General features: G+C 69.9%; 24 protein-coding genes and 1 tRNA gene. 18 read left to right on the top strand and 7 right to left on the bottom strand.

Translation table 11 applies throughout. The features are described 5' to 3' along the window. Positions 1–1,071 (top strand): sulfate/molybdate ABC transporter ATP-binding protein (locus tag VLF38_RS16190; RefSeq protein ID WP_325272270.1); only part of this gene is annotated, 1,071 nt, incomplete at its 5' end. A 5-nt stretch (positions 1,072–1,076) separates the two neighbouring features. Here the strand turns inward: VLF38_RS16190 and VLF38_RS16185 are convergent. Beyond that, positions 1,077–1,709: a helix-turn-helix domain-containing protein gene (locus VLF38_RS16185; protein WP_325272269.1), complete on the bottom strand. Its 633-nt coding sequence runs from the start codon at positions 1,707–1,709 to the stop codon at positions 1,077–1,079. 47 nt (positions 1,710–1,756) lie between these two features. Between VLF38_RS16185 and VLF38_RS16180 the strand changes: the two genes are divergently transcribed. Genes VLF38_RS16180 through VLF38_RS16165 form a run of 4 tightly spaced genes read left to right on the top strand, consistent with a single transcriptional unit; the run spans position 1,757 to position 3,235 of the window. Next, positions 1,757–1,978, top strand: coding sequence for a hypothetical protein (locus VLF38_RS16180; protein WP_325272268.1), 222 nt, complete (start codon positions 1,757–1,759; stop codon positions 1,976–1,978). Position 1,979: 1 nt separating this feature from the next. Further along, positions 1,980–2,243, top strand: coding sequence for a hypothetical protein (locus VLF38_RS16175; RefSeq protein WP_325272267.1), 264 nt, complete (start codon positions 1,980–1,982; stop codon positions 2,241–2,243). 54 nt (positions 2,244–2,297) lie between these two features. Beyond that, positions 2,298–2,708 carry a hypothetical protein gene (locus VLF38_RS16170; RefSeq protein ID WP_325272266.1) on the top strand — a complete coding sequence of 137 codons (411 nt, stop codon included), beginning with the start codon at positions 2,298–2,300 and terminating at the stop codon, positions 2,706–2,708. Between the two features lie 56 nt (positions 2,709–2,764). Then, positions 2,765–3,235 carry a hypothetical protein gene (locus VLF38_RS16165; RefSeq protein ID WP_325272265.1) on the top strand — a complete coding sequence of 157 codons (471 nt, stop codon included), beginning with the start codon at positions 2,765–2,767 and terminating at the stop codon, positions 3,233–3,235. Positions 3,236–3,752: 517 nt separating this feature from the next. Here the strand turns inward: VLF38_RS16165 and VLF38_RS16160 are convergent. Then, positions 3,753–4,127: a hypothetical protein gene (locus VLF38_RS16160; protein ID WP_325272264.1), complete on the bottom strand. Its 375-nt coding sequence runs from the start codon at positions 4,125–4,127 to the stop codon at positions 3,753–3,755. A 47-nt stretch (positions 4,128–4,174) separates the two neighbouring features. Then, positions 4,175–4,747, bottom strand: a complete 573-nt coding sequence (locus VLF38_RS16155) for a hypothetical protein (protein ID WP_325272263.1) — start codon at positions 4,745–4,747, stop codon at positions 4,175–4,177. Positions 4,748–4,922: 175 nt separating this feature from the next. Here VLF38_RS16155 and VLF38_RS16150 point away from each other — a divergent pair, with 175 nt between their 5' ends. After that, positions 4,923–5,687, top strand: coding sequence for a hypothetical protein (locus tag VLF38_RS16150; RefSeq protein ID WP_325272262.1), 765 nt, complete (start codon positions 4,923–4,925; stop codon positions 5,685–5,687). 274 nt (positions 5,688–5,961) lie between these two features. Here the strand turns inward: VLF38_RS16150 and VLF38_RS16145 are convergent, their stop codons facing one another. Next, complete coding sequence (locus VLF38_RS16145; protein WP_325272261.1) at positions 5,962–6,897, bottom strand: NAD(P)-dependent oxidoreductase; 936 nt, start codon at positions 6,895–6,897, stop codon at positions 5,962–5,964. Continuing rightward, positions 6,894–7,733 carry a GntR family transcriptional regulator gene (locus VLF38_RS16140; protein WP_325272260.1) on the bottom strand — a complete coding sequence of 280 codons (840 nt, stop codon included), beginning with the start codon at positions 7,731–7,733 and terminating at the stop codon, positions 6,894–6,896. The genes VLF38_RS16145 and VLF38_RS16140 overlap by 4 nt, the downstream gene beginning before the upstream one ends. A 174-nt stretch (positions 7,734–7,907) precedes the next feature. On the opposite strand from VLF38_RS16140, the gene VLF38_RS16135 reads away from it, so the two are divergent. Genes VLF38_RS16135 through VLF38_RS16105 form a run of 7 tightly spaced genes read left to right on the top strand, consistent with a single transcriptional unit; the run spans position 7,908 to position 12,880 of the window. Next, a complete protein-coding gene (locus tag VLF38_RS16135; RefSeq protein WP_325272259.1) occupies positions 7,908–8,327 on the top strand; it encodes a plasmid replication, integration and excision activator in 420 nt (139 codons plus the stop codon). Beyond that, positions 8,327–9,619 carry an FtsK/SpoIIIE domain-containing protein gene (locus VLF38_RS16130; RefSeq protein WP_325272258.1) on the top strand — a complete coding sequence of 431 codons (1,293 nt, stop codon included), beginning with the start codon at positions 8,327–8,329 and terminating at the stop codon, positions 9,617–9,619. Before VLF38_RS16135 ends, VLF38_RS16130 begins: the two co-directional genes overlap by 1 nt. Beyond that, entirely contained in the window at positions 9,616–9,810 is a 195-nt protein-coding gene (locus VLF38_RS16125) for a hypothetical protein (protein ID WP_325272257.1), read from the top strand. The genes VLF38_RS16130 and VLF38_RS16125 overlap by 4 nt, the downstream gene beginning before the upstream one ends. Next, positions 9,807–10,058: a WhiB family transcriptional regulator gene (locus tag VLF38_RS16120; RefSeq protein WP_325272256.1), complete on the top strand. Its 252-nt coding sequence runs from the start codon at positions 9,807–9,809 to the stop codon at positions 10,056–10,058. The genes VLF38_RS16125 and VLF38_RS16120 overlap by 4 nt, the downstream gene beginning before the upstream one ends. Positions 10,059–10,063: 5 nt before the next feature. Beyond that, positions 10,064–11,551, top strand: a complete 1,488-nt coding sequence (locus VLF38_RS16115) for a replication initiator (RefSeq protein ID WP_325272272.1) — start codon at positions 10,064–10,066, stop codon at positions 11,549–11,551. A gap of 28 nt (positions 11,552–11,579) precedes the next feature. Continuing rightward, positions 11,580–11,780: a DNA-binding protein gene (locus VLF38_RS16110; protein WP_325272271.1), complete on the top strand. Its 201-nt coding sequence runs from the start codon at positions 11,580–11,582 to the stop codon at positions 11,778–11,780. Then, positions 11,777–12,880: a site-specific integrase gene (locus VLF38_RS16105; RefSeq protein ID WP_325272255.1), complete on the top strand. Its 1,104-nt coding sequence runs from the start codon at positions 11,777–11,779 to the stop codon at positions 12,878–12,880. Before VLF38_RS16110 ends, VLF38_RS16105 begins: the two co-directional genes overlap by 4 nt. Before the next feature lie 60 nt (positions 12,881–12,940). On the opposite strand, the gene VLF38_RS16100 is transcribed toward VLF38_RS16105, so the two are convergent. Then, positions 12,941–13,016 (bottom strand) — tRNA-Thr (locus tag VLF38_RS16100). A 77-nt stretch (positions 13,017–13,093) separates the two neighbouring features. Between VLF38_RS16100 and VLF38_RS16095 the strand changes: the two genes are divergently transcribed. Then, positions 13,094–13,708 (top strand): hypothetical protein, encoded by a 615-nt coding sequence (locus VLF38_RS16095; protein WP_325272254.1) that lies wholly within the window; start codon positions 13,094–13,096, stop codon positions 13,706–13,708. 5 nt (positions 13,709–13,713) lie between these two features. Here the strand turns inward: VLF38_RS16095 and VLF38_RS16090 are convergent, their stop codons facing one another. Then, entirely contained in the window at positions 13,714–14,379 is a 666-nt protein-coding gene (locus VLF38_RS16090) for a hypothetical protein (protein ID WP_325272253.1), read from the bottom strand. Positions 14,380–14,538: 159 nt separating this feature from the next. Between VLF38_RS16090 and VLF38_RS16085 the strand changes: the two genes are divergently transcribed. From VLF38_RS16085 to VLF38_RS16070, 4 genes are read left to right on the top strand one after another with little or no spacing between them, the layout of a single operon-like run. Then, a complete protein-coding gene (locus VLF38_RS16085) occupies positions 14,539–15,642 on the top strand; it encodes a thiamine ABC transporter substrate-binding protein (RefSeq protein WP_325272252.1) in 1,104 nt (367 codons plus the stop codon). Then, positions 15,618–17,279: an ABC transporter permease gene (locus tag VLF38_RS16080; protein WP_325272251.1), complete on the top strand. Its 1,662-nt coding sequence runs from the start codon at positions 15,618–15,620 to the stop codon at positions 17,277–17,279. Before VLF38_RS16085 ends, VLF38_RS16080 begins: the two co-directional genes overlap by 25 nt. Before the next feature lies 1 nt (position 17,280). Beyond that, positions 17,281–18,354, top strand: a complete 1,074-nt coding sequence (locus VLF38_RS16075; RefSeq protein WP_325272250.1) for an ABC transporter ATP-binding protein — start codon at positions 17,281–17,283, stop codon at positions 18,352–18,354. A gap of 5 nt (positions 18,355–18,359) precedes the next feature. Next, a complete protein-coding gene (locus tag VLF38_RS16070; protein WP_325272249.1) occupies positions 18,360–19,412 on the top strand; it encodes a phosphatase PAP2 family protein in 1,053 nt (350 codons plus the stop codon). Positions 19,413–19,567: the final 155 nt, after the last annotated feature.

The raw sequence follows: 19,567 nt of genomic DNA, 5'->3' as shown, positions 1-19,567 counted from the left end.
CGACCGGAGCGTGCAGTGAGCACGCTCCGGTCCGGGGGCGCCGGCCTCCTCGTCGAGGCGAACGTCGCGGCACGCGACGTGGCCCTCGCGCTGCACATCGAGCCGGGCGAGACCGTCGCGCTTCTCGGTCCCAACGGGGCGGGGAAGTCGACGCTGCTCGGCGTGCTCGCCGGCAGCCTGCGTGACGAGGCCTCGCGGGTGGAGCTCGGCGACCGTGTCCTGGCCGGTCGCGCGGCCTGGGTGCCGCCGCACGGGCGCGGCGTGGGTCTGCTCGCCCAGGACCCGTTGCTCTTCCCGCACCTGTCGGTGCTGGCCAACGTCGCGTTCGGTCCCCGGTCGGGCGGAGCAGGTCGTGCCGCAGCGTCCGAGATCGCCCGCACCTGGCTCGCGAGGGTGGGTTGCGCCGAGCTCGCGGACCGCAGGCCTTCGCAGATCTCCGGCGGCCAGGCGCAGCGGGTCGCGCTTGCCCGCGCACTGGCCGCTGATCCGGCTGTCGTCCTCCTCGACGAGCCGATGGGGGCGCTCGACGTCGACGCCCGACCGGCGCTGCGCCACCTGCTCCGCGAGGTGCTGCGCGACCGCACGGCGGTGATCGTGACCCATGACGTGCTCGACGCGCTCCTCCTCGCCGACCGGGTCGTCGTCCTCGAGGACGGACGGGTCGTCGAGGACGGTCCGACCGCCGAGGTCCTCACCCGGCCACGGTCGGCCTTCGCCGCACGCGTCGCCGGCCTGAACCTGCTCGCCGGACGGTGGGCGTCCGGCGTACTCGTGGGGGAGCGGAGCGTCTCGGGCCGGCCGCACGACGGCCTGGAGGAGGGCGGGGCGGCGGTCGCGGCGTTCCGGCCCGCGGCGGTCTCGGTCTACCGCCGGGCGCCCGAGGGCTCCCCGCGCAACGCGTGGCCGGTCACCGTCGATGCCCTCGAGCCGCAGGGTGACCTGGTCCGGGTGCGCGCGGGAGCGCTCAGCGCGCTCGTCACCCCGCAGGCAGTCGCCGAGCTCGACCTGGAGCCGGGGGTGCCCGCGGTCTTCGTGGTGAAGGCCGTGGAGGTCGAGGTCTACCCCCGCTGAGCGCCTCAGCCCCGGCGTCGTTGCTGCGCCACGCCCGTGACGAGGGCCTGCACCGTGGTCGCGAGGCGGTCGATGTCGACCTGCTCCGGCTCGCTGACCAGGAGCCGGCCGAACTCCTCGGCTGTCGCGACCAGGGCACGGGCCAGGATCGCGGGGTCGGCGTGGTCCGCCGGCACGTAGGTGCCGATGAGCGAGGCGAGCTGGCTGCGCAACTGGGCGCGGGCCGCCTCGATCCGGTCGGCGAGCGCGGCCGGCATCGCGCCGTTGCCTGCGAGGATGAGCTGCCAGGTCACCGGCTCGCGCCGCACGGCGGTGGCCCATGCGCGTGTGATGCGGCCGGCCAGGGTCGCCGGGTCCCCGAGGATCGCGAACGGCAGCGCTGACATGAGCTGGCCGAGGGCCTTCGCCTCCTCGCGGTCCAGGAGCGCCTCGAGCAGAGCCGGCAGGGTCGAGAAGGCGCCGTAGAGGACCGGCTTCGTCACGCCGGCCTCGTGGGCGATGGCCTGCGCGGTCAGCGCGTCGTAGCCGTCGCGCGCGACGACCCGCAGCGCCGCGTCCAGCAGCTCCGTACGACGCTGGTCGACGGGCATGCGGGCGGCGTACGGCCGACGCTTGCGCGGGGTCTCGTGGCTGGTCATCGAGGGCAGGGTAGCGTCTCCATGATTACTACCCTATGGTAGTAATCATGGAAAGCGCAGAGATGGACCGTGTGACGATGGACGACGACCTCGCCTCAGGGCGGGCCGCCACGCTGCTGGCGCTGGGAGCGCTCGCCTATGTGATCGCCGGCGCGTTCTGGATGGACGCCCATGGCACGGGGCCGGAGAGCACGCTGACGCTGACCAGCATCGTCGAGCTGCTGTGGGCCGTCTTCTCGTGGCCGCTGGACGCGCTGGGGCTCCTCTGACATGGCGCTGAACCCGGTCTCCGACATCCTCAAGAACGTCAACCGGACCCTCCGGGGCGCCGACGAGATGCTCGGCCAGGTCGGCGACACGCTCGGCTCGGTCGAAGGGCTCCTGAGGCGGACCGAGGAGACGCTGCTCAGCGTCCAGGGCCTGCTCCAGGTCCTCGAGCAGCGGCTCGTGCTGCTGGATGCGGTGCCCACGATGCAGGCGCAGCTCGCCGAGCTCCACCGCGCGCTCGTGCCCGCGGCTGCCTCGGGGTCGTGACCGCGGTCGGCTGATTCGCCTGCGCGGACCTGGATGGGGCGCGATGCTGGCTCCATGAAGCGGTTCCTGGTCGTCGTCGCGGCGCTCCTCGTGCTGGTCGCCGGCGCCGTCCTCGGTGGCGCGCTCTTCCTCGCGAACGGCGTGCCGCTGCCCATCGCGTTCCGGGAATGGACCGTGACGTCGATGACCGGGTTCGGTGCGGACAACGTGGTCGAGGGCAACCTCCGCTTCGTCGACGGTGACCTCAAGATGAGTGATGGCGTCAACAGCGGGAGCCTCGACATCCGCTGGGAGGACGACGGCTTCACCGTGGTCAATCGGGGAATCTGGACCGAGGCGGCACCGATGGGGCCGCACAGTCGCCTCGCCGAGCTCGCGGACGTCGGTGACCACGTCGACGTCACCCTGCGGGGCAGCCGACTGACCCTCACCAACGGCGAGAAGACCGTGGTGGCGGAGCGATGACACGGCGGCACCGGCCGCGGCTTGCTCGCGGCAGACGAGACAGTCATCCTCGTGCCATGCGTCTTCTCGGTGTCGTGGCCCTCCTCTTCGCGCTTGCTGCCTGCGGCGGGACCGAGACAGCCGCTCCTGCGCCGACCGCCAGCGCCGGCGTCACCCCGGACTCCGACCTCGCCAAGGCGGCCGAGGACCTCGCGCGCAAGAACGGCGAGGCCAGCGCCGCTGCCACCGCGTCCGCGACGCCCAGTGCCGCGCCGTCGGCCGCGACCGCCCCGCCGGTGCCGACCGACGACGTGCAGATGACGATCACCGCCGAACCCAGCAAGTACGACGTGAAGGCACCGCTCGACGGCAAGTCCGACGACTGCGACCACATCTGGCAGGCGCGCAACGTGCTGCCCTCGCCGTACAACGGGTGCATGGACGGCTCGACGATCGTCGCGGCCGAGGGCCAGCAGCGCAAGGACGGCATCTACTACCGCTACGGGAAGTTCTGCGCGCGCGAGGGCGGCCTGGTCAAGTACTGCTGACGCCTGCACCTGAGGCTGAAGATGCACGAAGCCCCGTCCGGATGGACGGGGCTTCGTCGTGGAGCCACCTGTCAGATTCGAACTGACGACCTGCTCATTACGAGTCGGTCCGGTGGGTGTTTTGCCGCGTGATTCCCGCGTGCTGACGTTGCACGCGATGCGCTGGAGTGCGCTGGCGGGGTTCGCCGGGGGTTCGCGATGACAGGCAGGGGAACGGCGCGGAGGGTGAGGCTTCGGGGCGGCCCCGGAGGTGTCGGACATCGTCTCCACCGTGGCCGAGTGGCGCTACCGTGACCGCTGGTGCGTCGGCTGCGTCGGGTCGCGCTCGTCCTCCCTCGCAGCTGCGCCTTTGACCGTACGCAAAGTGGGCACCTGGCCTTGTCTGGCTGGGTGCCCACTTCGCCATTTCGGCGCGAGCCGCAGGGACCGGCGCGCCAGCGCCGCATGCCCGGAGGCCGCGCCTTCGGCGCCGGAGGCGCCGCTTGAACCAGTAAGGAAAGTGCTCCCGTGGCGGCGATCAGGCGGTGATCGTCGTGGTTCGGACGCGGCGGAGTCGGAGCACCTCCCGCACGCCCAAGGCGATCAGGTTGAGCCCAACGAGAAGCCAGATGACGCCCAGGGGCTTGGTGCTGAGGTGTCGACCCTCGATCAGCGGGCCGCTCGCAAAGAGAAGGAATGCGGCGCCGACGAGGAAAAGTGGCAGTCGATGCGCTCGCCGGGCCTCCGCAGCCGGGGCGCGCCACAGCCGGACGAGGTTGCGAACCAGTACGAAGGCAACCCAGAGGAACAATGCGACCTGAAGCGTCTTGAACGGCCATGAGTAGAAGCTGAAGTCTGCGATCGTGGATTGGCCCGCCACAGCAGACATGAACAGCGCGCCCTGCAGGAACACCCAGTGCAGGTACCGGCTTACTGCTGTGCTCGACGGTGGGGTCATGATCAGGCGCCCGGGGACGACGAGCGGGCTGTCCGGAGGTCCTCCGGTTCGGCCAGCGGGGCGAACGGCGTAGTGGGCAACCACGACATCGTGGATCTGCCCGTACGCATGTTGAGCAGGGCTACGACTGCCATGGCCAGAGCCGTGATACCCACCAAGGCACGCAGCAAGATGCCGACCGGCGGGAGGGCGTGCGGAAGCCAAAGAGGATCGAACGGCAGCCAGTGCAAGGTGATCGGCAGCACGCCCAGCAGGAAGAAGCCGATGGCCACGTAGAGCGTGGGGACGGTCCGCCGCTCGATGGCCCAGCCGGTCGCGGCTACGACGATCCAGAGGCCGGTAGCGAGGAACCAGGTGATGTCCAGCAGGGCGACGGTGACGAGATACCAAGTCGGGATCTCTGTGCTCCCAGTCAGGAGGTCCGACTCGATCATGCGCGTCATCTCGCGGTGGTCATGGAGGGCTCCGCCGAACCGGGCGAATGATGCGGCGGCCAGCGCGAGCGCTGAGAGCGCGCTTGAGAGCGAGAGCCCGATCATCAGGAAGCGGCTCGGGCTATGGACAGTGCTGGTCACGGCGCCGAGCCTCTCACGGGATGCAGCGGTGGTGGCATGGAACCGCAAAGGCGGCGCCCCTCATCTCCGTAGCGCTGCAGCACATCCCGTGCGCTTGGGTCGGCTCTAGTTCGCACCCGCTGCAACGGCCGCAGCGCTACGATCCTCGGGCTGACGAAGGGCGTCGAGGGAGCGTATGAGCCGCGGACGAGTAGTCCTCCTGTTGAGGATTGTTGCTGCGTTGGCGGCTGCCCTTGTCGCCGTTGTCGTGGGGCTGCAGAGCGCAGGAGTCTGGACGCCCGGGAAGGGCTGGGCTATTCGTCTGGTCGTGCTGGCGGCGGTCCTGGCATTCCTTTCCACGACTGCGACCGCAGTCCGCGAGTATCTCGCTCCGAAGGCCGAGCGTCGCCGTGAGGACGCTGGACAAGTGCTGCGGACGGCGTTCTGGGAGATCTGGGCGGCTACGAAGGTGAGCCCTTTGGACCTTGGGATCGCTGCATATGAAGTCCACCGTCCTCTGTGGAACTGGCCCCCGAGGGCGAAGCAGATGCAGCGCATCTACCGCGAGCGGGCGCGGAACAGGATGAACACCTCTGGAGTGTCTTGGGCACCGGGCAAGGGGGTCATCGGGTACGCGGTGGAACGGCAGTCGTTCGTCGGGCTTGACGTTGACGCGGCTTGGTCCCATCTTGCGAATGCATCGGAGGCGACCTGGCTTGCTCAGTCGGATGACGTCAGGCTGGGGCTCTCGTTCGAAGAGTTCAAGAAGTTGCAGGGCAAGCACGGCGTCGTCGTCGCGATGCCGATCATCGATGACGATCGCGGCGGACGGGTTGTGGGCTGTGTCGCCTTGGACGGGCCCGCCGGTAGTTCGGCGAAGCTTGAGTCGACGAAGGTTCAGCGCATCCTCGGGGACGCGAGTGCTGCCCTTCACAGGAGCGTTCTTCGTCGGTCGCGTTAAGTTGGGCGTGTCGCTTCAGCAACCGCGCTAGCATCTCGCTATGGCGCATGGGAGGGGTGGCGGTATGTCTCACAAGGTCCGCTCGCGCTCCGCGGCGGCGACGGCAGGTACGCGGTCCGCTGGCAAGTTGTACGTGGTGAAGGCGACGGTTCCGTCGAAGCCGTCCCGCGCCTTCGTTCTTCGACTGAAGAAGCTTGGCGCTGACGACCGGCTCATTGCCGCTGTCGAGGGTCGCACTCGCCACGCTCACTGAGTGGTTCTTGGCCGCCGTCCGTCAGTGGCGGATCACGAGGTGCGCGGGTCGCTCTCCGGCTACGAGCGAGGCAATCTGCTCGGCCGCGACGGAGTAGCACAGCGCGTTGGTGCCGGGGACCGTGCGAGCCATGTGGGGGCTGATGATCGTGCCGGGGCAGTCCCACAGCGGGTGATGTTCCGGCAACGGCTCGGGCTCGGTCACGTCGAGCGCAGCGCGCAGGCGTCCGGTCTGGAGTTCCGCGACGAGCGCGTCGGTGTCGACGATCTTGCCGCGTCCGGCGTTGACGACGAGGGCGCCCTCAGGGAGCGCAGCGAGGAAGGCCGCGTCGACCATGCCGTGGGTCTGCTCGGTGAGCGGCGCTGTGATCACGACGACGGAGCAGTACGGAAGTAGTCCAGGCACGCTCTCGGGGCCGTGGATGCCGTCGCGCTCAGTGCTGGCGACGAGCACGGGAACCGCACCGAATGCCCGAAGACGGTCGGCCGTCGCGGTTCCGATCGCACCTGCGCCGAGGATCATCACGCGAGCGCCGTCGAGGGTGTCGGCGGAGACGCGGCGGTGTGCCCAGGTGTGCTCTCGCTTGAAGTCGACCAGCGCGGGCCACTGGCGGAACATCGTCAGGATCGCGGAGAGCGCCCACTCCGAGACGGGTCCGGCCTGAGCGCCGCGCGCGGTCGCCAACGAGACGTGAGCCGGGACGTCGCCGGCCCACTCATCGGCTCCGGCCGTGAGCAGCTGCACGTGGCGAAGGGCGGGCAACTGCGCGAGTAGGGGGATCGGTCGGTGGCTGCTCCGGTACGGCGGGATCAGCACGGCAGCGTCCCGGTCCTCGTCGGGCAGGTCGTTGTTCGGGTCGTAGCGGACGACCTCGACGCCGGGAAGCGCGCCGATCATCTGGGCGCCGACCTCGTCGTCTGTCTCGCGGCTGACGAGGACGCGCACCGGAGCGGTCACGCCGTGGCTCCGCTCATGGCTTCAAGGAGGCGCTTCGCCTGCGCCGTCAGCGGCTCGGCGTCGACCGAGTTGTCGATGACGTGGTGGGCGCCTGCGGGGCGCCGGTTCGGGTCGACCTTCGCGAGGTAGGCGGGCCAGTCGGCCAACTTCGCCGCATCGCGCGCGGCACCCCGTCGGCGGATGTAGGTGTGCATCGTCTCGGCATCGCACGCGACCCAGACGACTTCCGCGGGGACGCCGCGTTCTTCGAACCGGGCGCGCTCGCGCTCCAGCCATGCAGCGTCGGAGAACTCGGCAACGAACGGCGCCGTGACGATTGCCGCCACCCCGCAGTCGGCGTTCTCGTACGCGGCTGCCATGAGGGCTTCGTACTCGTGCGGACGGATCTCGCGGGAGTAGACCTCGCTGTCGCGGTCGTTCGCGGGCTGCCCCAGCGCCTCAAGGGCGCGCTCCACTAGCGGGCGGGTCATCGTGTCCTTGTCGAGGACCGGCCAACCGGTCTGACGGGCCAGCACTCGACCCAGTTCGGTCTTGCCGCTTCCGGCGTATCCGCCGACGAGAACGATCCGGCGCGGCTGCTCCGGTCGGGTCGCAGCCGCGAGTCCAGGCGCGCGCACCGTGCGGCGTGAGCGCGACTGGTTCTCGACCAGCCCCTCGGCCGCGAGCACCTTCATCGCCTCGTTGATGGTGAACACGCTGACGCCGAAGCGCTCCGCGAGTGTGCGGGTCGAGGGGAGGGCTTCGCCGTCGCGGAGTTCGCCCGCCTCGATCTGGTTCCGGATGTCGTGAACGATCCGCGTCTGGAGAGGCCCGCGCGCGCTGATTGCGTCGGTCATCGCTGCCTCCTTCGGTCGTCGCGTCGGTCACCTAACAGTGACCTAACAGTACGCCGAGCCTATTGCCTCGCAAAACGTGTTCGCGCGTCGGTCTTGACCTAACAGTTGAGATGGTGTCCTAATAGTTGTTAGGTCGGTCGAGAGGCGACCGACACATCTCGGAAGGCAAGTCCCATGGCAATGCAGAAGCGTTTCCCGATTCCCACGACCTCGGCGTTCCCGTACGGCCTCGGCATCAAGCCGACCGCCGAGGGGGAGCAGGCGGTCACGCCGGTCATCGACTTCGACAAGTCGACGAAGGAGAACCGTGTCCAGGCGCTCGACAAGGACACGGGTCTGCCGCTCTGGCAGGTGACCGTCCTTGACTTCGACCCGGAGGCGGGGAAGAAGGACATGGTCGTCACGGTGAAGTTCGCCGCGAAGGTGCAGCCGGTACCCCCGGCGAACAACTCCGCGATGCCGTTCACGCCGGTCGAGTTCGTCGGCCTCTCGGCGCTGCCGTACGTCGACGACTCCGGTAGCCGTCCCCGCATCGCGTGGTCGTACCGAGCCGACGGCATGGTCGAGCCGGGTCAGGCGAAGAAGGCCGCGTGATGCCTGCCGTCGCTCAACTGCTGGTGTTCCTGATCGCCGGTGGAGTTGTCCTGGGCCTCGTCGCGTGGCTGTTCCCGGCTGCGCGACGGGGTCCGGGCTGGGCCGTGTCTGCGCTGCGTCGTGCGTGGTGGGTCCTCAAGATCACCTCGACGTGGAAGGGCACGTGCCGGGACTCCGGGCTGTCGAAGAAGGTCACCAAGTCCAAGGCCCGGGGCACCGACACCCTGACGGTCGAGGGCTGGAAGCACCCCAAGATTCGCCGCCTGTCCGTGTCCGGGCATGCGGTCACGATTCGGATCAAGGCCCGACGTGGGCAGACGATCGCCGAACTGGAAGCGGGTGCCGAACGTCTAGCTGCGGCCTACGGGGTCCAGACCTTCCGGTGCTGGCCGCTGCCGAAGCGCCCCGCCTCTGTGCTGGTGGTCGAGTTCGTGATGCGCGAACTGCTCGCCAAGCCCCGCACGGCCACGCTGCCCGAGGTGCCCCGGGCGATCTTCGACGCCGTCCCGGTCGGCACCACGCAGGCCGGTCGGGAGTGGCTGCTCAAGGTTCGCGGCTGGCACACCCTCGTCGTCGGGGCGTCCGGCTCGGGCAAGGGCTCGATCCTGTGGAACATCTGCTGCGGCCTCGCCCCGGCGGTCAAGGCCGAGCACGTCCAGTTGTGGGGGATCGACCTCAAGAAGGGACTTGAACTCTCGATCGGGGATCCGCTCTTCCACGCCCGGGCCTACGAGCCGGAGGCGGCGATCGAGGTGCTGAAGAACCTCATTGCGGTGATCGACGAGCGCGGGGCGCAGATGATCGGCAACACCCGCCTGCACGTGCCGACCGCTGGCGATCCGCTGCACGTCCTCGTCATCGACGAACTGGCCGCGGTGACGGCCTACGCCGAACGGGATGTGAAGAACGAGGCCAACCGGCTGCTGTCGCTGATCCTCACCCAAGGCCGCGCCCTCGGCGTCGTGGTGGTTGCGTTCGTGCAGGACCCCCGCAAGGAGGTCATCAACGCCCGAGGCCTCTTCACCCAGACCATCGCGCTCCGACTCCGCACACGTGAAGAGACCTCGATGGTGCTCGGCGACGGCATGGCCAAACTCGCGCCCGCTCACCGGATCAACCCGAGTTGTCCTGGCACCGCGTGGGTCGTCGAGGACTCCGGCGCCGTCGACCGTGCCCGCGCCACCTACTGGCCCGACGAAGCCATTCGCGAAGCCGCCCGCCTGTGGGGCAGTCGCGACCACTCCGACACGACCGTGCTGGAGCCCATCACCGAAGAAGGAGAAGCCGCATGACCATCCTCGCCGTTGTTGCCCTGCTCGCGATCCCGGTCGCGATCCTCGCCAAGTCCAACCCCGCCACCGTCGTACTGACCACCGTGTTCGGACTCTTCCTCGGCATGACCGCACCCGGTGGCGCTCTCGCTGGCGCCCTCAACGAACTCGGTGCAGCTGCACTCACAGCGTTCGGAGGTGTCGGCGCATGAACACCAACTGGATGAAGGACGCGGCATGCCGCCGCATCCCCGATCTGCCGTGGACCGCCGACAAGGGCACCGCCCCGGTCATCCTCGGTGAACTCATGGCCGACGTGTGCCGGTTCTGCCCGGTGCGTGATGCCTGCGCCGCTTTCGTGGCTGACGAGAAGATCGCCGGGGGCTACTGGGCCGGTGCTCACCGCACGTCCAAGGACACGTGGGTGCAGGACGCCCTGCCGCTGGACGGTGCTGCGTGACCGTGATGGACAACCACAGTGGCGCATCGCCGTCGGCCTCCTTCTGGGGGTTCGGTGACGGTGCGCCGCTGGAGTTGCCCAACATGACCCCGGCTGCGGAGGCGGCGATCGTCTCCCGGCTGCTCGATGGGTCGTTCGACAAATGGGCCGACACGGCTGCCCAGGTGGGCAACTGCGCGAACCCGATTCGCCTCGTCGGCTCGTCGAGCACGGTCGACACCCGGACCGGCGAAGTCGTGGGCACCTTCTCGTCGAACGACGCACCGCTAGGTGTGCTCTACGTGCCGTGCGGCAACCGCCGAGCCGAGGTCTGTCCGGCCTGCTCACGCCGGTACGCACGTGACACGTTCGAACTCCTGCGCGCTGGCGTCTCGGGTGGCAAGGGCGTCCCGGAGTCGGTGGGGGACAACCCGCTGCTGTTCGTCACCTTCACTGCGCCGTCCTTTGGGCACGTCCATCGGCACGACAAGAACGGCAAGCGCTGTCGTCCTCGCGATCGGGTCAAGGTCTGCGAGCACGGTCGCGCGGTCGGCTGCATGGCGATCCATGACGAGCACGACCCGATCGTCGGCTCTCCCATCTGCTGGGACTGCTACGACTGGCACGGCGCCGTGCTCTGGCAGTTCACCGCCACCGAACTCTGGCGACTGACCACGAACAACCTCCGACGTGCGATCGCTCAGGCGCTCGGGGCCAAGGCTGATGACCTGGGCTCGGTTGCATCGCTCCAGTACGCGAAGGTGGCGGAGTACCAAGCGCGCGGGCTGGTCCACTTTCACGCCCTTATCCGCCTCGACGGAATCGACGGTCCCGGATCACCTGCGCCCATGGGTGCCCGCGAACTGGCGCAGGTGGTGGCCTCGACGGTGCCGCATGTCTCCGCCGCTGCTCCAGCGATCGACGCCGACGACGTGGACCGGCGGATGCGTTGGGGGTCGCAGCTTGATGTGAAGGAGGTCCGTCCGGGCCACCGCACCGATGACCCGGACCGCGAACTCACCCCGGAGCAGGTGGCCGGCTACTTGGCGAAGTATGTCACCAAGGACGCGACCTCGATCCGGAAGCCCGGCCAGACGCAGCACCTCAAGCACATGGAGAACCTGTGTCGCGACCTTGCCGCCCGCGCTCGGGAGTTCGACGCCCTGAGTGAGTACGGGCTCCTGCGGAAGTGGGCGCGGATGTTGGGCTTCCGGGGCCACTTCTCGTCGAAGTCGCGCAAGTACTCCGTGACTCACGGGTTCCTGCGTCGGATGCGCCAGCGGTTCGCGGCTGCGGTCGAGGAATCGAAGCGGACCGGTCGCCCGCTCGACGTGCGCGACCTCGAGGCGCGGTTGCTGGCCGACGACCTCGAGGAAACGACCCTCGTCGTCGGCTCGTGGGCCTACCAAGGCACCGGCTGGACGAGCCCAGGTGACGCCACCCTCGCCGCGTCTGCTGCGGCCCGCGCCCGCGAGTACGACCAATGGCGAGCAGACCAGCGCAAGACCGCATGACAACCAACTCGGAGAAGGGAACTAGGTGATGGAGCAGGGAACGAATGTCGAGGCGCTGCCTCGGATGCTGACGACGACGCAGGTGTCCAAGCGTCTGTGCGTGTCGGCGTCGACGCTGTGCCGGTGGCGGATGGCCGGGATCGGACCCCGCGTCTACTGGCTCGGTCCGACGACGCCGCGCTACAGCGAGGCCGACGTGCTCGACTGGCTTGAAGGGGTGGCGGCATGACCGTCAGCAAGACGGACAGCGGGCGCTGGCGCGGCCACGTGAAGATCGGCCGCATTCAGGTTGCTTCGAAGACGTTCGACACCCGTCGCGAGGCGAATGCGTGGGTCATGCGTGAGCGCGCCGCGATCGCTGGGGGAGTGGACCCCCGAGCCGGGAAGCAGCGCGTCCGCGATCTTCTGCCCGAGTGGCTGGGGGTCCGCGAAGCATCGGTGTCGAAGCGGACGCATCGCTCTGACACGTGGGCTGTCGGGCATGTGCCCGCGACGATCGCCGCCATGTCGGTGGCTGCCGTGACTGACCGCGAGGTGCAGCGCGCTTTGGTGGCGATGTCGCGCGCGGGCATGGCGGAGGCCTCGGTCGAGCGGTTCCGGGCCTCGCTCTCGTCGTTCTTCGGCTGGTGCGTTCAGGAGCGCCTGATCGTGACCAACCCGGTGACCGTCACGCGGGTGCCGCGCCAGACGAGGGAGTCCGTCGAGATGTACCCATTCTCGGAAGCGGAACTGGAGGAGGTTGTCCAGGCGGTGGCCGAGTACAACGTCCAACTCTCGCGGGTGGTCCTCGTCGCTGGCTGGACGGGTCTGCGCTGGTCCGAACTCCGCGAGATGCGGGTGCGCGACTTCATGCGGGTGCCGTTGCCGCTGCTGGTGGTCGAGCGGGCTGCGCCGGAAGGCGTCGGCGTGAAGCAGACCAAGGGCCGTCGAGGTCGGCGGGTGCCGGTTGCTGACCGGGTTCTCTCGATCATCGAGGCGTTTGCCCGCGACAAGGGGCCGAACGACCTGCTGTTCACGACGGACGGCGGGGCGCAGCTGCACGCGACACCGTTCCGACGCACGACCCGGTGGAAGACGACCGGAGCCGGTCGGCGGGTGCACGACCTTCGCCATACGGCTGCCTGTCTCTGGTTGGCCAAGGGCGTCGATCCGGCGACGGTTCAGGCGTGGATGGGGCACTCCTCGATCGGAACGACGAACCTCTACGTGAAGCACCTCGGCACCAACGCCGACCGGGCTGGACTGGACCGTCTGAATGCCTCGTCAGAGGCCCGTTTTGAGGGTCCGGGGTTCGCGGGGGGTTCGCGAGACGCGGAGGACAGGGAATGAGAAGCAAAAACCCCGCCCGGTTCAGCCGGTGTTTTGGCTGGTGGGGCGGGGTTTCTGGTGTGGAGCCACCTGTCAGATTCGAACTGACGACCTGCTCATTACGAGTGAGCTGCTCTACCAGCTGAGCTAAGGCGGCGCCGCTGCCCGAAAGCAACGACCGGAAGTATACGGACGACGACCCCTGCGCGCGAAACGGGGGCTACGCTCGCGCTCGTGCCCTCCGTCGTACGCCGTCCCGTTGCCCGCCCTGCCGCCGTCGCGGCCCTCCTCGGCGCGCTCGCCGTGGCCGGGTGTGGTGGGGGAGAGGGCGACCCGTCGGCGGAGGTCGTGAGCCCCTCGCCGGTGGATCTCGGGCCGAGCGCGAAGGTCGAGCTGGCGCGCGGGATCTACAAGGAGAACAACCCGGGCGGCGACGAGAAGCCGCTGGTCAGCTCCGAGGCCTCGACCTGCATCGCCGACAGGCTGGTGGAGAGCATCGGCGTCGAGGACCTGGTCCGGATGGGCGTGCTCACCAACCAGGCTGTCTACCGCAGCGCGCCGTTCTCAGTCCCGGGGGTCGAGGCGAAGGCGTGGATCGCGGCGTTCGACGGATGCCTCGACCTCGACGACTACATGCTGGGTGTTGCCCGCGCCGGCGTCCGCATCGAGGCCCCCGCCTATGGCGAGCGCGACACGGCCTGGGCGAAGGCCCGGACCTGCCTGGACAGCGCGCCCGGGGCCTCGCAGGCGGTCATGCTCGGCCAGCTCACCGCGAAGCCGAGGAAGGACGCGCCGACCACGGCGTTCGTGGAGTGCGTCAAGATCGCCTATGCCGAGGTGACCCTCTAGAGCACCTAGCTCTTCTCCTCCGCGTCCTCCACGAAGTGCGGGTCGGCGAGGAAGTACTGCGTGATCGGCCCGTCGTGCGACCGGTCGTGGTGCCGGACCGGCTCGGGTGCCATGCGGCCCTCGGCCATGTCCCAGAAGCGGTCGACGCGCAGCGCCACCTCACGGGCGAGCTTGCCGCGGACGCCCTGGTGCGGGACGTAGGGATGCGGCCGCGTCGGCGCGTGGAGCTCGGCCCGGTAGAGCTTGTCGCCCCAGTCGGGGTCGCCGGCCTCGCGGCGTACGTCGAGGTCGTGACAGAGCTCCTCCTCGAGCGCACGGGTGGCCTCCAGCTCGATCCGGGTGTCGTCCCAGACGGAGCTCCAGCTCCGCCCGATCGCGTACGTCGACCCGTACAGGCGCGCCTTCACCTGCGCCATCGCTGCCTCGAGGCGGCGTACCTGCGCGACGAACGCGTGACCGCGGGCGGACCCGTCCGACAGCCGCTTGCGGGCGGCGGGGACGAGGACGGCCGTGGCTGCGTTGACGTGCCGGCTCGCGCTGGCGAGGAAGGTGTCGGTGACCGGGTAGCGCGACCGCGGGTCGTCGCGCTCCGGGTCGGTGGAGGCGGCACGTTCGAGCCGCTCCATGAGGACGTCGTAGGTCGCGCGGGTGCCAGCCGTGAGTGTGTCCACCGAGATCATCTCCACTGGTTGTGGGAGGGCTGTACGGTGCGCCCGCCCTCTCTCCAGTCTGCGCCTGCGACGGCGCGCCCTCAAGGGCTGTGCGGACGGGCGGTCAGCGCTGTCGGAGAGCAGCGATAACCTGTGCCGACCCCTCGTGAAGGAGCCTCCATGCCCCGCCTTGCCCGCCGCGCCACGCTGAGCACGTGTGCTGCCCTGACCGTCGCCAGCCTCGCCCTCGCGGGCTGCAGCCTGGCCGGCAAGGAGAAGAACCCGCAGGGCACCGGCACCGAGGCGGCCTCGACCGATGCTCCGGTCGCAGGCTCGACCGTCACGCTGGTGACGCACGGTGACTTCGCGTTGCCCGACGAACTGCTGGCGAAGTTCGAGAGCGAGACCGGCCTGGAGCTGGAGGTCCGCAAGGTCGAGGACGGCCTGCCCAACCAGCTCGCGCTGACCAAGGACCACCCGCTCGGCGACGTCGCCTTCGGCGTCGACAACGGCTCGGCTGCGTTCGACCTGCAGGAGGGCGTCTTCGCCGACTACCAGGCCGACCTGCCCGAGGGTGCCTCGAAGTTCCTGCTCAAGGGCGCGGACGACAAGGACATGCTGACCCCGGTCGACCATGGCGCGGTCTGCGTCAACGTCGACCTCACCTGGTTCGAGGAGAAGGGCCTGCAGCCGCCGTCGACCCTCGAGGACCTCACCCTGCCGAAGTACAAGGACCTCCTCGTCGTCCCCGGTGCCACCGGCTCGACGACCGGCCTGCTCTTCATGCTCGCCACGATGGACCAGTACGACGAGGAGTGGACCGACTACTGGAGCCGCCTGGTCGCCAACGGCGCCGACATCACCAAGGACTGGAGCGACGCCTACTACGGCGGCTTCACCGCGGGCAAGAGCGGCGGCACGCGCCCGATGGTCGTCTCCTACGACACCTCGCCGGCGTTCACGGTCGACGAGAAGACCGGCGAGTCGACGACCGCCGCGCTCCTCGACACCTGCATCCAGCAGGTCGAGTACGCCGGCGTCCTGGCCAACGCGGAGAACCCCGCCGGTGCTCGTGAGCTCGTCGACTTCCTCGTCTCGCCGGAGGTCCAGGCGGCGCTGCCCGACAGCATGTACATGTTCCCCGTCGCGACCGGGACCCCGCTCCCCGAGCAGTGGGCCCGTCACGCCCACCAGCCGAGCCGCGTCTACACCTTCAACGCCGACGAGCTGGCCGATCAGCGCCAGGAGTGGCTGGCCGAGTGGCGCAACGTCACCACGCGCTGACCCCACGGCTGCGGGCCGGCCGCTCGCTGGCCCTCGTGGGGCTGGCGGCGGGCCCGCTGCTGGTCCTGGGCGTCTTCTTCCTGCTGCCGGTCAGCGGCATGCTCGCGCTCGGGTTCTGGCCGGACGGCTCCTTCGACGGCTCCGCTGCGCTCGACGTGCTCCAGCAGGAGCGCACGCTGCGGGTGCTCTGGTTCACCGTCTGGTCGGCTGCCGCCGGCACCGCCCTGACCCTCCTGCTCGGCCTTCCCGCGGCGTACGTCGCCTACCGGCTGCGGTTCCCGGGCCGCCGGCTGCTGCGGTTGGTGCTCGTGCTGCCGTTCGTGCTGCCGACCGTGGTGGTCGGCCTGACCTTCGACAACCTGTTGGCCGAGGGCCGGCTGCTCGGTGGGCTCGGCGTCCATGACAGTCCCGCGGCGATCATCGCGGCGCTGGTCTTCTTCAACCTGGCCGTGGTGGTGCGCACCGTCGGGCCGGCGTGGGAGAGCCTCGACCCGCGGCCGGCGGAGGCGGCGGCCGCGCTCGGCGCTGGCCCGCTCCGGGTGCTGCGTGACGTCACCTTCCCGGCGCTGCGCGGATCGGTGGTCTCCGCCGCGAGCGTCGTCTTCCTCTTCTGCGCCACGGCCTTCGGACTCGTGCTCGTGCTCGGCGGCCTGCGCTACGCGACCGTCGAGACCGAGATCTACCTGCTCACCACGGACCTCTTCGACCTGCGCGGAGCAGCCGCCCTCTCGCTGCTCCAGCTGCTCGTGGTGACCGTGCTGCTCGCGGTGGCGCACCGGGCGCGGGCGCACGCCGCACCTGTCGACCGCCGGCCGGTCACCCCGCGCCGGCCACGGGCGGGCGACCTCCCGGCGTTCGCGCTCGTCGGAGTGGCGCTCGCGCTCATCGTGGTGCCGCTGGGGGCGCTGGTGTCCGGGGCCCTGCGCTCCGATGGCCACTGGACGCTTGCCCACCTCCGTGCCCTGCGCACCGTCGGTGACGGGCGGATCGCGGTCACCGAGGCACTCCGCAACTCCCTCGCCACCGCTCTCGACGCGACGTGGCTCGCGGTGGGTCTCGGGCTCGTGATCGCGCTGCTGGTCACCCGCCGCTCCCACGGCCCGGTCGAACGCCGCCTCCGCGGCGTCCTCGACGGCCTCTTCATGCTGCCGCTCGGGGTCTCGGCGGTGACGCTGGGCTTCGGCTTCCTGGTCACGCTCGACGAGGCGCCGCTCGACCTGCGCACCTGGCCCATGCTCGTGCCGATCGCCCAGGCGCTCGTCGCGCTGCCGCTGGTCGTCCGCACGCTCGTCCCGGTCCTCGCCGGCATCGACGACCGCCAGCGCCAAGCCGCCGCCTCGCTCGGCGCGGGGCCGCTGCGGGTCCTGGCGACGATCGACGTCGCGGTAGTCTGGAAGCCGCTCCTGGCCGCGGCCGGCTTCGCCTTCGCGGTCTCGCTGGGGGAGTTCGGGGCGACCTCGTTCCTCGTGCGGGAGGACGCGCCCACGCTTCCGGTCGTCATCTACCGCCTCCTCGGCCACCCCGGCGCCGACCACTACGGCATGGCGCTGGCGGCCTCCCTCGTGCTCGCCTCGCTGACCGCACTCGTGCTTCTCGCTGTCGAGCGGCTGCGGGTCCCCGGCGTGGGAGGGTTCTGACGTGTTGTCGCTCACCTCCGTGTCCGTGGCCTATCCCGGCGCCGCGCGAGCAGCGCTCGACGAGGTGTCCCTCGACGTGCAGCCCGGCGAGGTGCTGGCGGTGCTGGGCCCGTCGGGATGCGGCAAGTCGACCCTCCTGCGCGCCGTCGCCGGCCTCGAGCCGCTGACCGAGGGGCAGATCACCTGGGACGGCCGCGACCTCGCCGGCGTCCCGACGTACAAGCGGGGCTTCGCGCTGCTCTTCCAGGACGGCCAGCTCTTCGCCCACCGCACCGTCGGCGACAACGTCGCCTACCCCCTCCGCCTCCGCCGTACGCCGCGGCGCACGGTCCGCGCCCGGGTCGCGGAACTGCTCGAGCTGGTTGGCCTGGCCGGGTACGCCGACCGCTCGCCGTCCACGCTCTCGGGTGGCGAGCGGCAGCGGGTCGCCCTCGCCCGGGCGCTGGCCACCTCGCCGCGACTGCTGCTCCTCGACGAGCCGCTCTCGGCTCTCGACCTGACCCTGCGCGAGCGCCTCGCCGCGGACCTCCGCTCGATCCTGCTCGCGGCGGGCACCACGGCGCTCTTCGTCACCCACGACCACGAGGAGGCGTTCGCGGTCGCCGACCGGATGGCGCTGCTGCGCGACGGGCGACTCGTGCAGCAGGGCACCCTCGACGAGGTGTGGCGGCAGCCCGCTGACGCCGAGGCCGCGGCGTTCCTCGGCTACGCGACCGTGCTGACCGGTGGGCCGGCGGCGCGCGTGCTCGCCACGCTTCCCGAGTCGAGTGCGCTCGTTGATGCCTCTCACGGAGGTCCGCGCACTCAAGCCGTGCTGGCTGTCGCGCTGCGCCGTTCGGCGCTCCGGGTCGCGACCGACGGACCACTCCACGGCCGGGTGCTCGAGGCGCGACTGACGCCGGAGACGTTGCGGCTGCGGGTCGACGTCGCGGGCATCGGCGTACTCGATGCCGTGGCCGCCGGTGGTCTGGCCGACGCTCCCGCTGTGGGTGCCGAGGTCCGCCTTGTGGCGGATCCCGCACGCCTCGCCGTGCTGCCCGTCACCTTGGAAACCGGCGCTGAGTCCCTAGACTGACGTCCGTGCATCGCCGGGCCTACGTACTCCTCATCGGCGTCGCGACGTTGATGGGTGCGCTGGCGCTGATCACGTCTGCGGCGCTGGACAAGCGTCTCGTCGACCCCGAGGGATTCCTCGGGCCCTCATGGGCGCGGCTGCCGCTGCTGGTCTCGGGCGCGCTGCTGCTCGACATGCTTCCGCGCATGCTGTGGGGCTCGCGGCTCCATCCCGGGCGGATGTGGCCGATCGTGCGGGACCGGTGGGTCTCCCACTGGAACCGTGACCGCCTCACCCTCGTGGTGCTGGGCCTGGTCTGCTTCTACATCACCTACGTCAGCTACCGGAACCTCAAGTCGTTCCTCCCCGAGGTGATGGGCCTCGACGCCGACTACGACCGCGCGCTGCACCTGCTCGACCAGAAGATCTTCTTCGGTCACGAGCCCGCGATCGTCCTGCACGACCTGCTCGGCTCCGGTGTCGTCGCCCACTTCCTCTCCTACATCTACCTGTGGTTCCTGCCGCTGGTGCCGCTCGGCCTCGCCGCGTGGCTGGTGTGGTCGCGCAACATCAGCTTCGGCTACTGGTTCGCCACCTCGCAGTGCCTCGCGTGGGCGCTCGGCACCGCGTCGTACTACATGCTGCCGACCACCGGTCCCGGCTTCGAGTACGCCTGGCTCTACGAGAACCTCGACAACACCCCGACGACGCAGCTGATGGACAGCCTCTACAACGGGCGTGAAGCGGTGTTGTGGTGGCAGGGCTCCGGGGACACCGTCAACTCCGTCGCGGGCTTCGCCTCGCTGCACTGCGCGATCACGCTGCTCGTCGCCCTGATGGCGCAGTACACGATCAAGACGCGCTGGGTGCACTGGGTCTTCTGGGCCAACTTCGGCATCACGATCGTCGCGACGCTCTACTTCGGCTGGCACTACGTCGCCGACGACATCGCCGGCATCATCATCGCGCTGATCGCCTTCTACCTCGGTGGCCTCGCCTCCGGGCAGAAGTTCGATCGCCACGGTCTCTCCTCGCACCCGACGACGACGTCCTCGATCGTCCCCGTCGACGACGACTGACGACTGACCCCCCTTCGTGTGCGCCGAGGCGGCGTGAACCTGCACGCCCTGTGTGCCGAGGCGGCGTGAACCTGCACGCCCTGTGCGCCGAGGCGGCGTGAACCTGCACGCCCTGTGCGCCGAGGCGGCGTGAACCTGCACGCGCAGTGGCAGGT

It is taken from the genome of Nocardioides sp. (assembly GCF_035481145.1).
GTDB lineage: Bacteria > Actinomycetota > Actinomycetes > Propionibacteriales > Nocardioidaceae > Nocardioides.
This window is presented reverse-complemented; position numbering and strand designations above follow the sequence as displayed.

Bases quoted from the DNA above. Each gene is read 5' to 3' on its own strand.
- VLF38_RS16185 (WP_325272269.1), bottom strand. From the start codon at position 1,709: ATGACCAGCCACGAGACCCCGCGCAAGCGTCGGCCGTACGCCGCCCGC.
- VLF38_RS16180 (WP_325272268.1), top strand. From the start codon at position 1,757: ATGGAAAGCGCAGAGATGGACCGTGTGACGATGGACGACGACCTCGCC.
- VLF38_RS16175 (WP_325272267.1), top strand. From the start codon at position 1,980: ATGGCGCTGAACCCGGTCTCCGACATCCTCAAGAACGTCAACCGGACC.
- VLF38_RS16170 (WP_325272266.1), top strand. From the start codon at position 2,298: ATGAAGCGGTTCCTGGTCGTCGTCGCGGCGCTCCTCGTGCTGGTCGCC.
- VLF38_RS16165 (WP_325272265.1), top strand. From the start codon at position 2,765: ATGCGTCTTCTCGGTGTCGTGGCCCTCCTCTTCGCGCTTGCTGCCTGC.
- VLF38_RS16150 (WP_325272262.1), top strand. From the start codon at position 4,923: ATGAGCCGCGGACGAGTAGTCCTCCTGTTGAGGATTGTTGCTGCGTTG.
- VLF38_RS16140 (WP_325272260.1), bottom strand. From the start codon at position 7,733: ATGACCGACGCAATCAGCGCGCGCGGGCCTCTCCAGACGCGGATCGTT.
- VLF38_RS16135 (WP_325272259.1), top strand. From the start codon at position 7,908: ATGGCAATGCAGAAGCGTTTCCCGATTCCCACGACCTCGGCGTTCCCG.
- VLF38_RS16130 (WP_325272258.1), top strand. From the start codon at position 8,327: ATGCCTGCCGTCGCTCAACTGCTGGTGTTCCTGATCGCCGGTGGAGTT.
- VLF38_RS16125 (WP_325272257.1), top strand. From the start codon at position 9,616: ATGACCATCCTCGCCGTTGTTGCCCTGCTCGCGATCCCGGTCGCGATC.
- VLF38_RS16120 (WP_325272256.1), top strand. From the start codon at position 9,807: ATGAACACCAACTGGATGAAGGACGCGGCATGCCGCCGCATCCCCGAT.
- VLF38_RS16115 (WP_325272272.1), top strand. From the start codon at position 10,064: ATGGACAACCACAGTGGCGCATCGCCGTCGGCCTCCTTCTGGGGGTTC.
- VLF38_RS16110 (WP_325272271.1), top strand. From the start codon at position 11,580: ATGGAGCAGGGAACGAATGTCGAGGCGCTGCCTCGGATGCTGACGACG.
- VLF38_RS16105 (WP_325272255.1), top strand. From the start codon at position 11,777: ATGACCGTCAGCAAGACGGACAGCGGGCGCTGGCGCGGCCACGTGAAG.
- VLF38_RS16085 (WP_325272252.1), top strand. From the start codon at position 14,539: ATGCCCCGCCTTGCCCGCCGCGCCACGCTGAGCACGTGTGCTGCCCTG.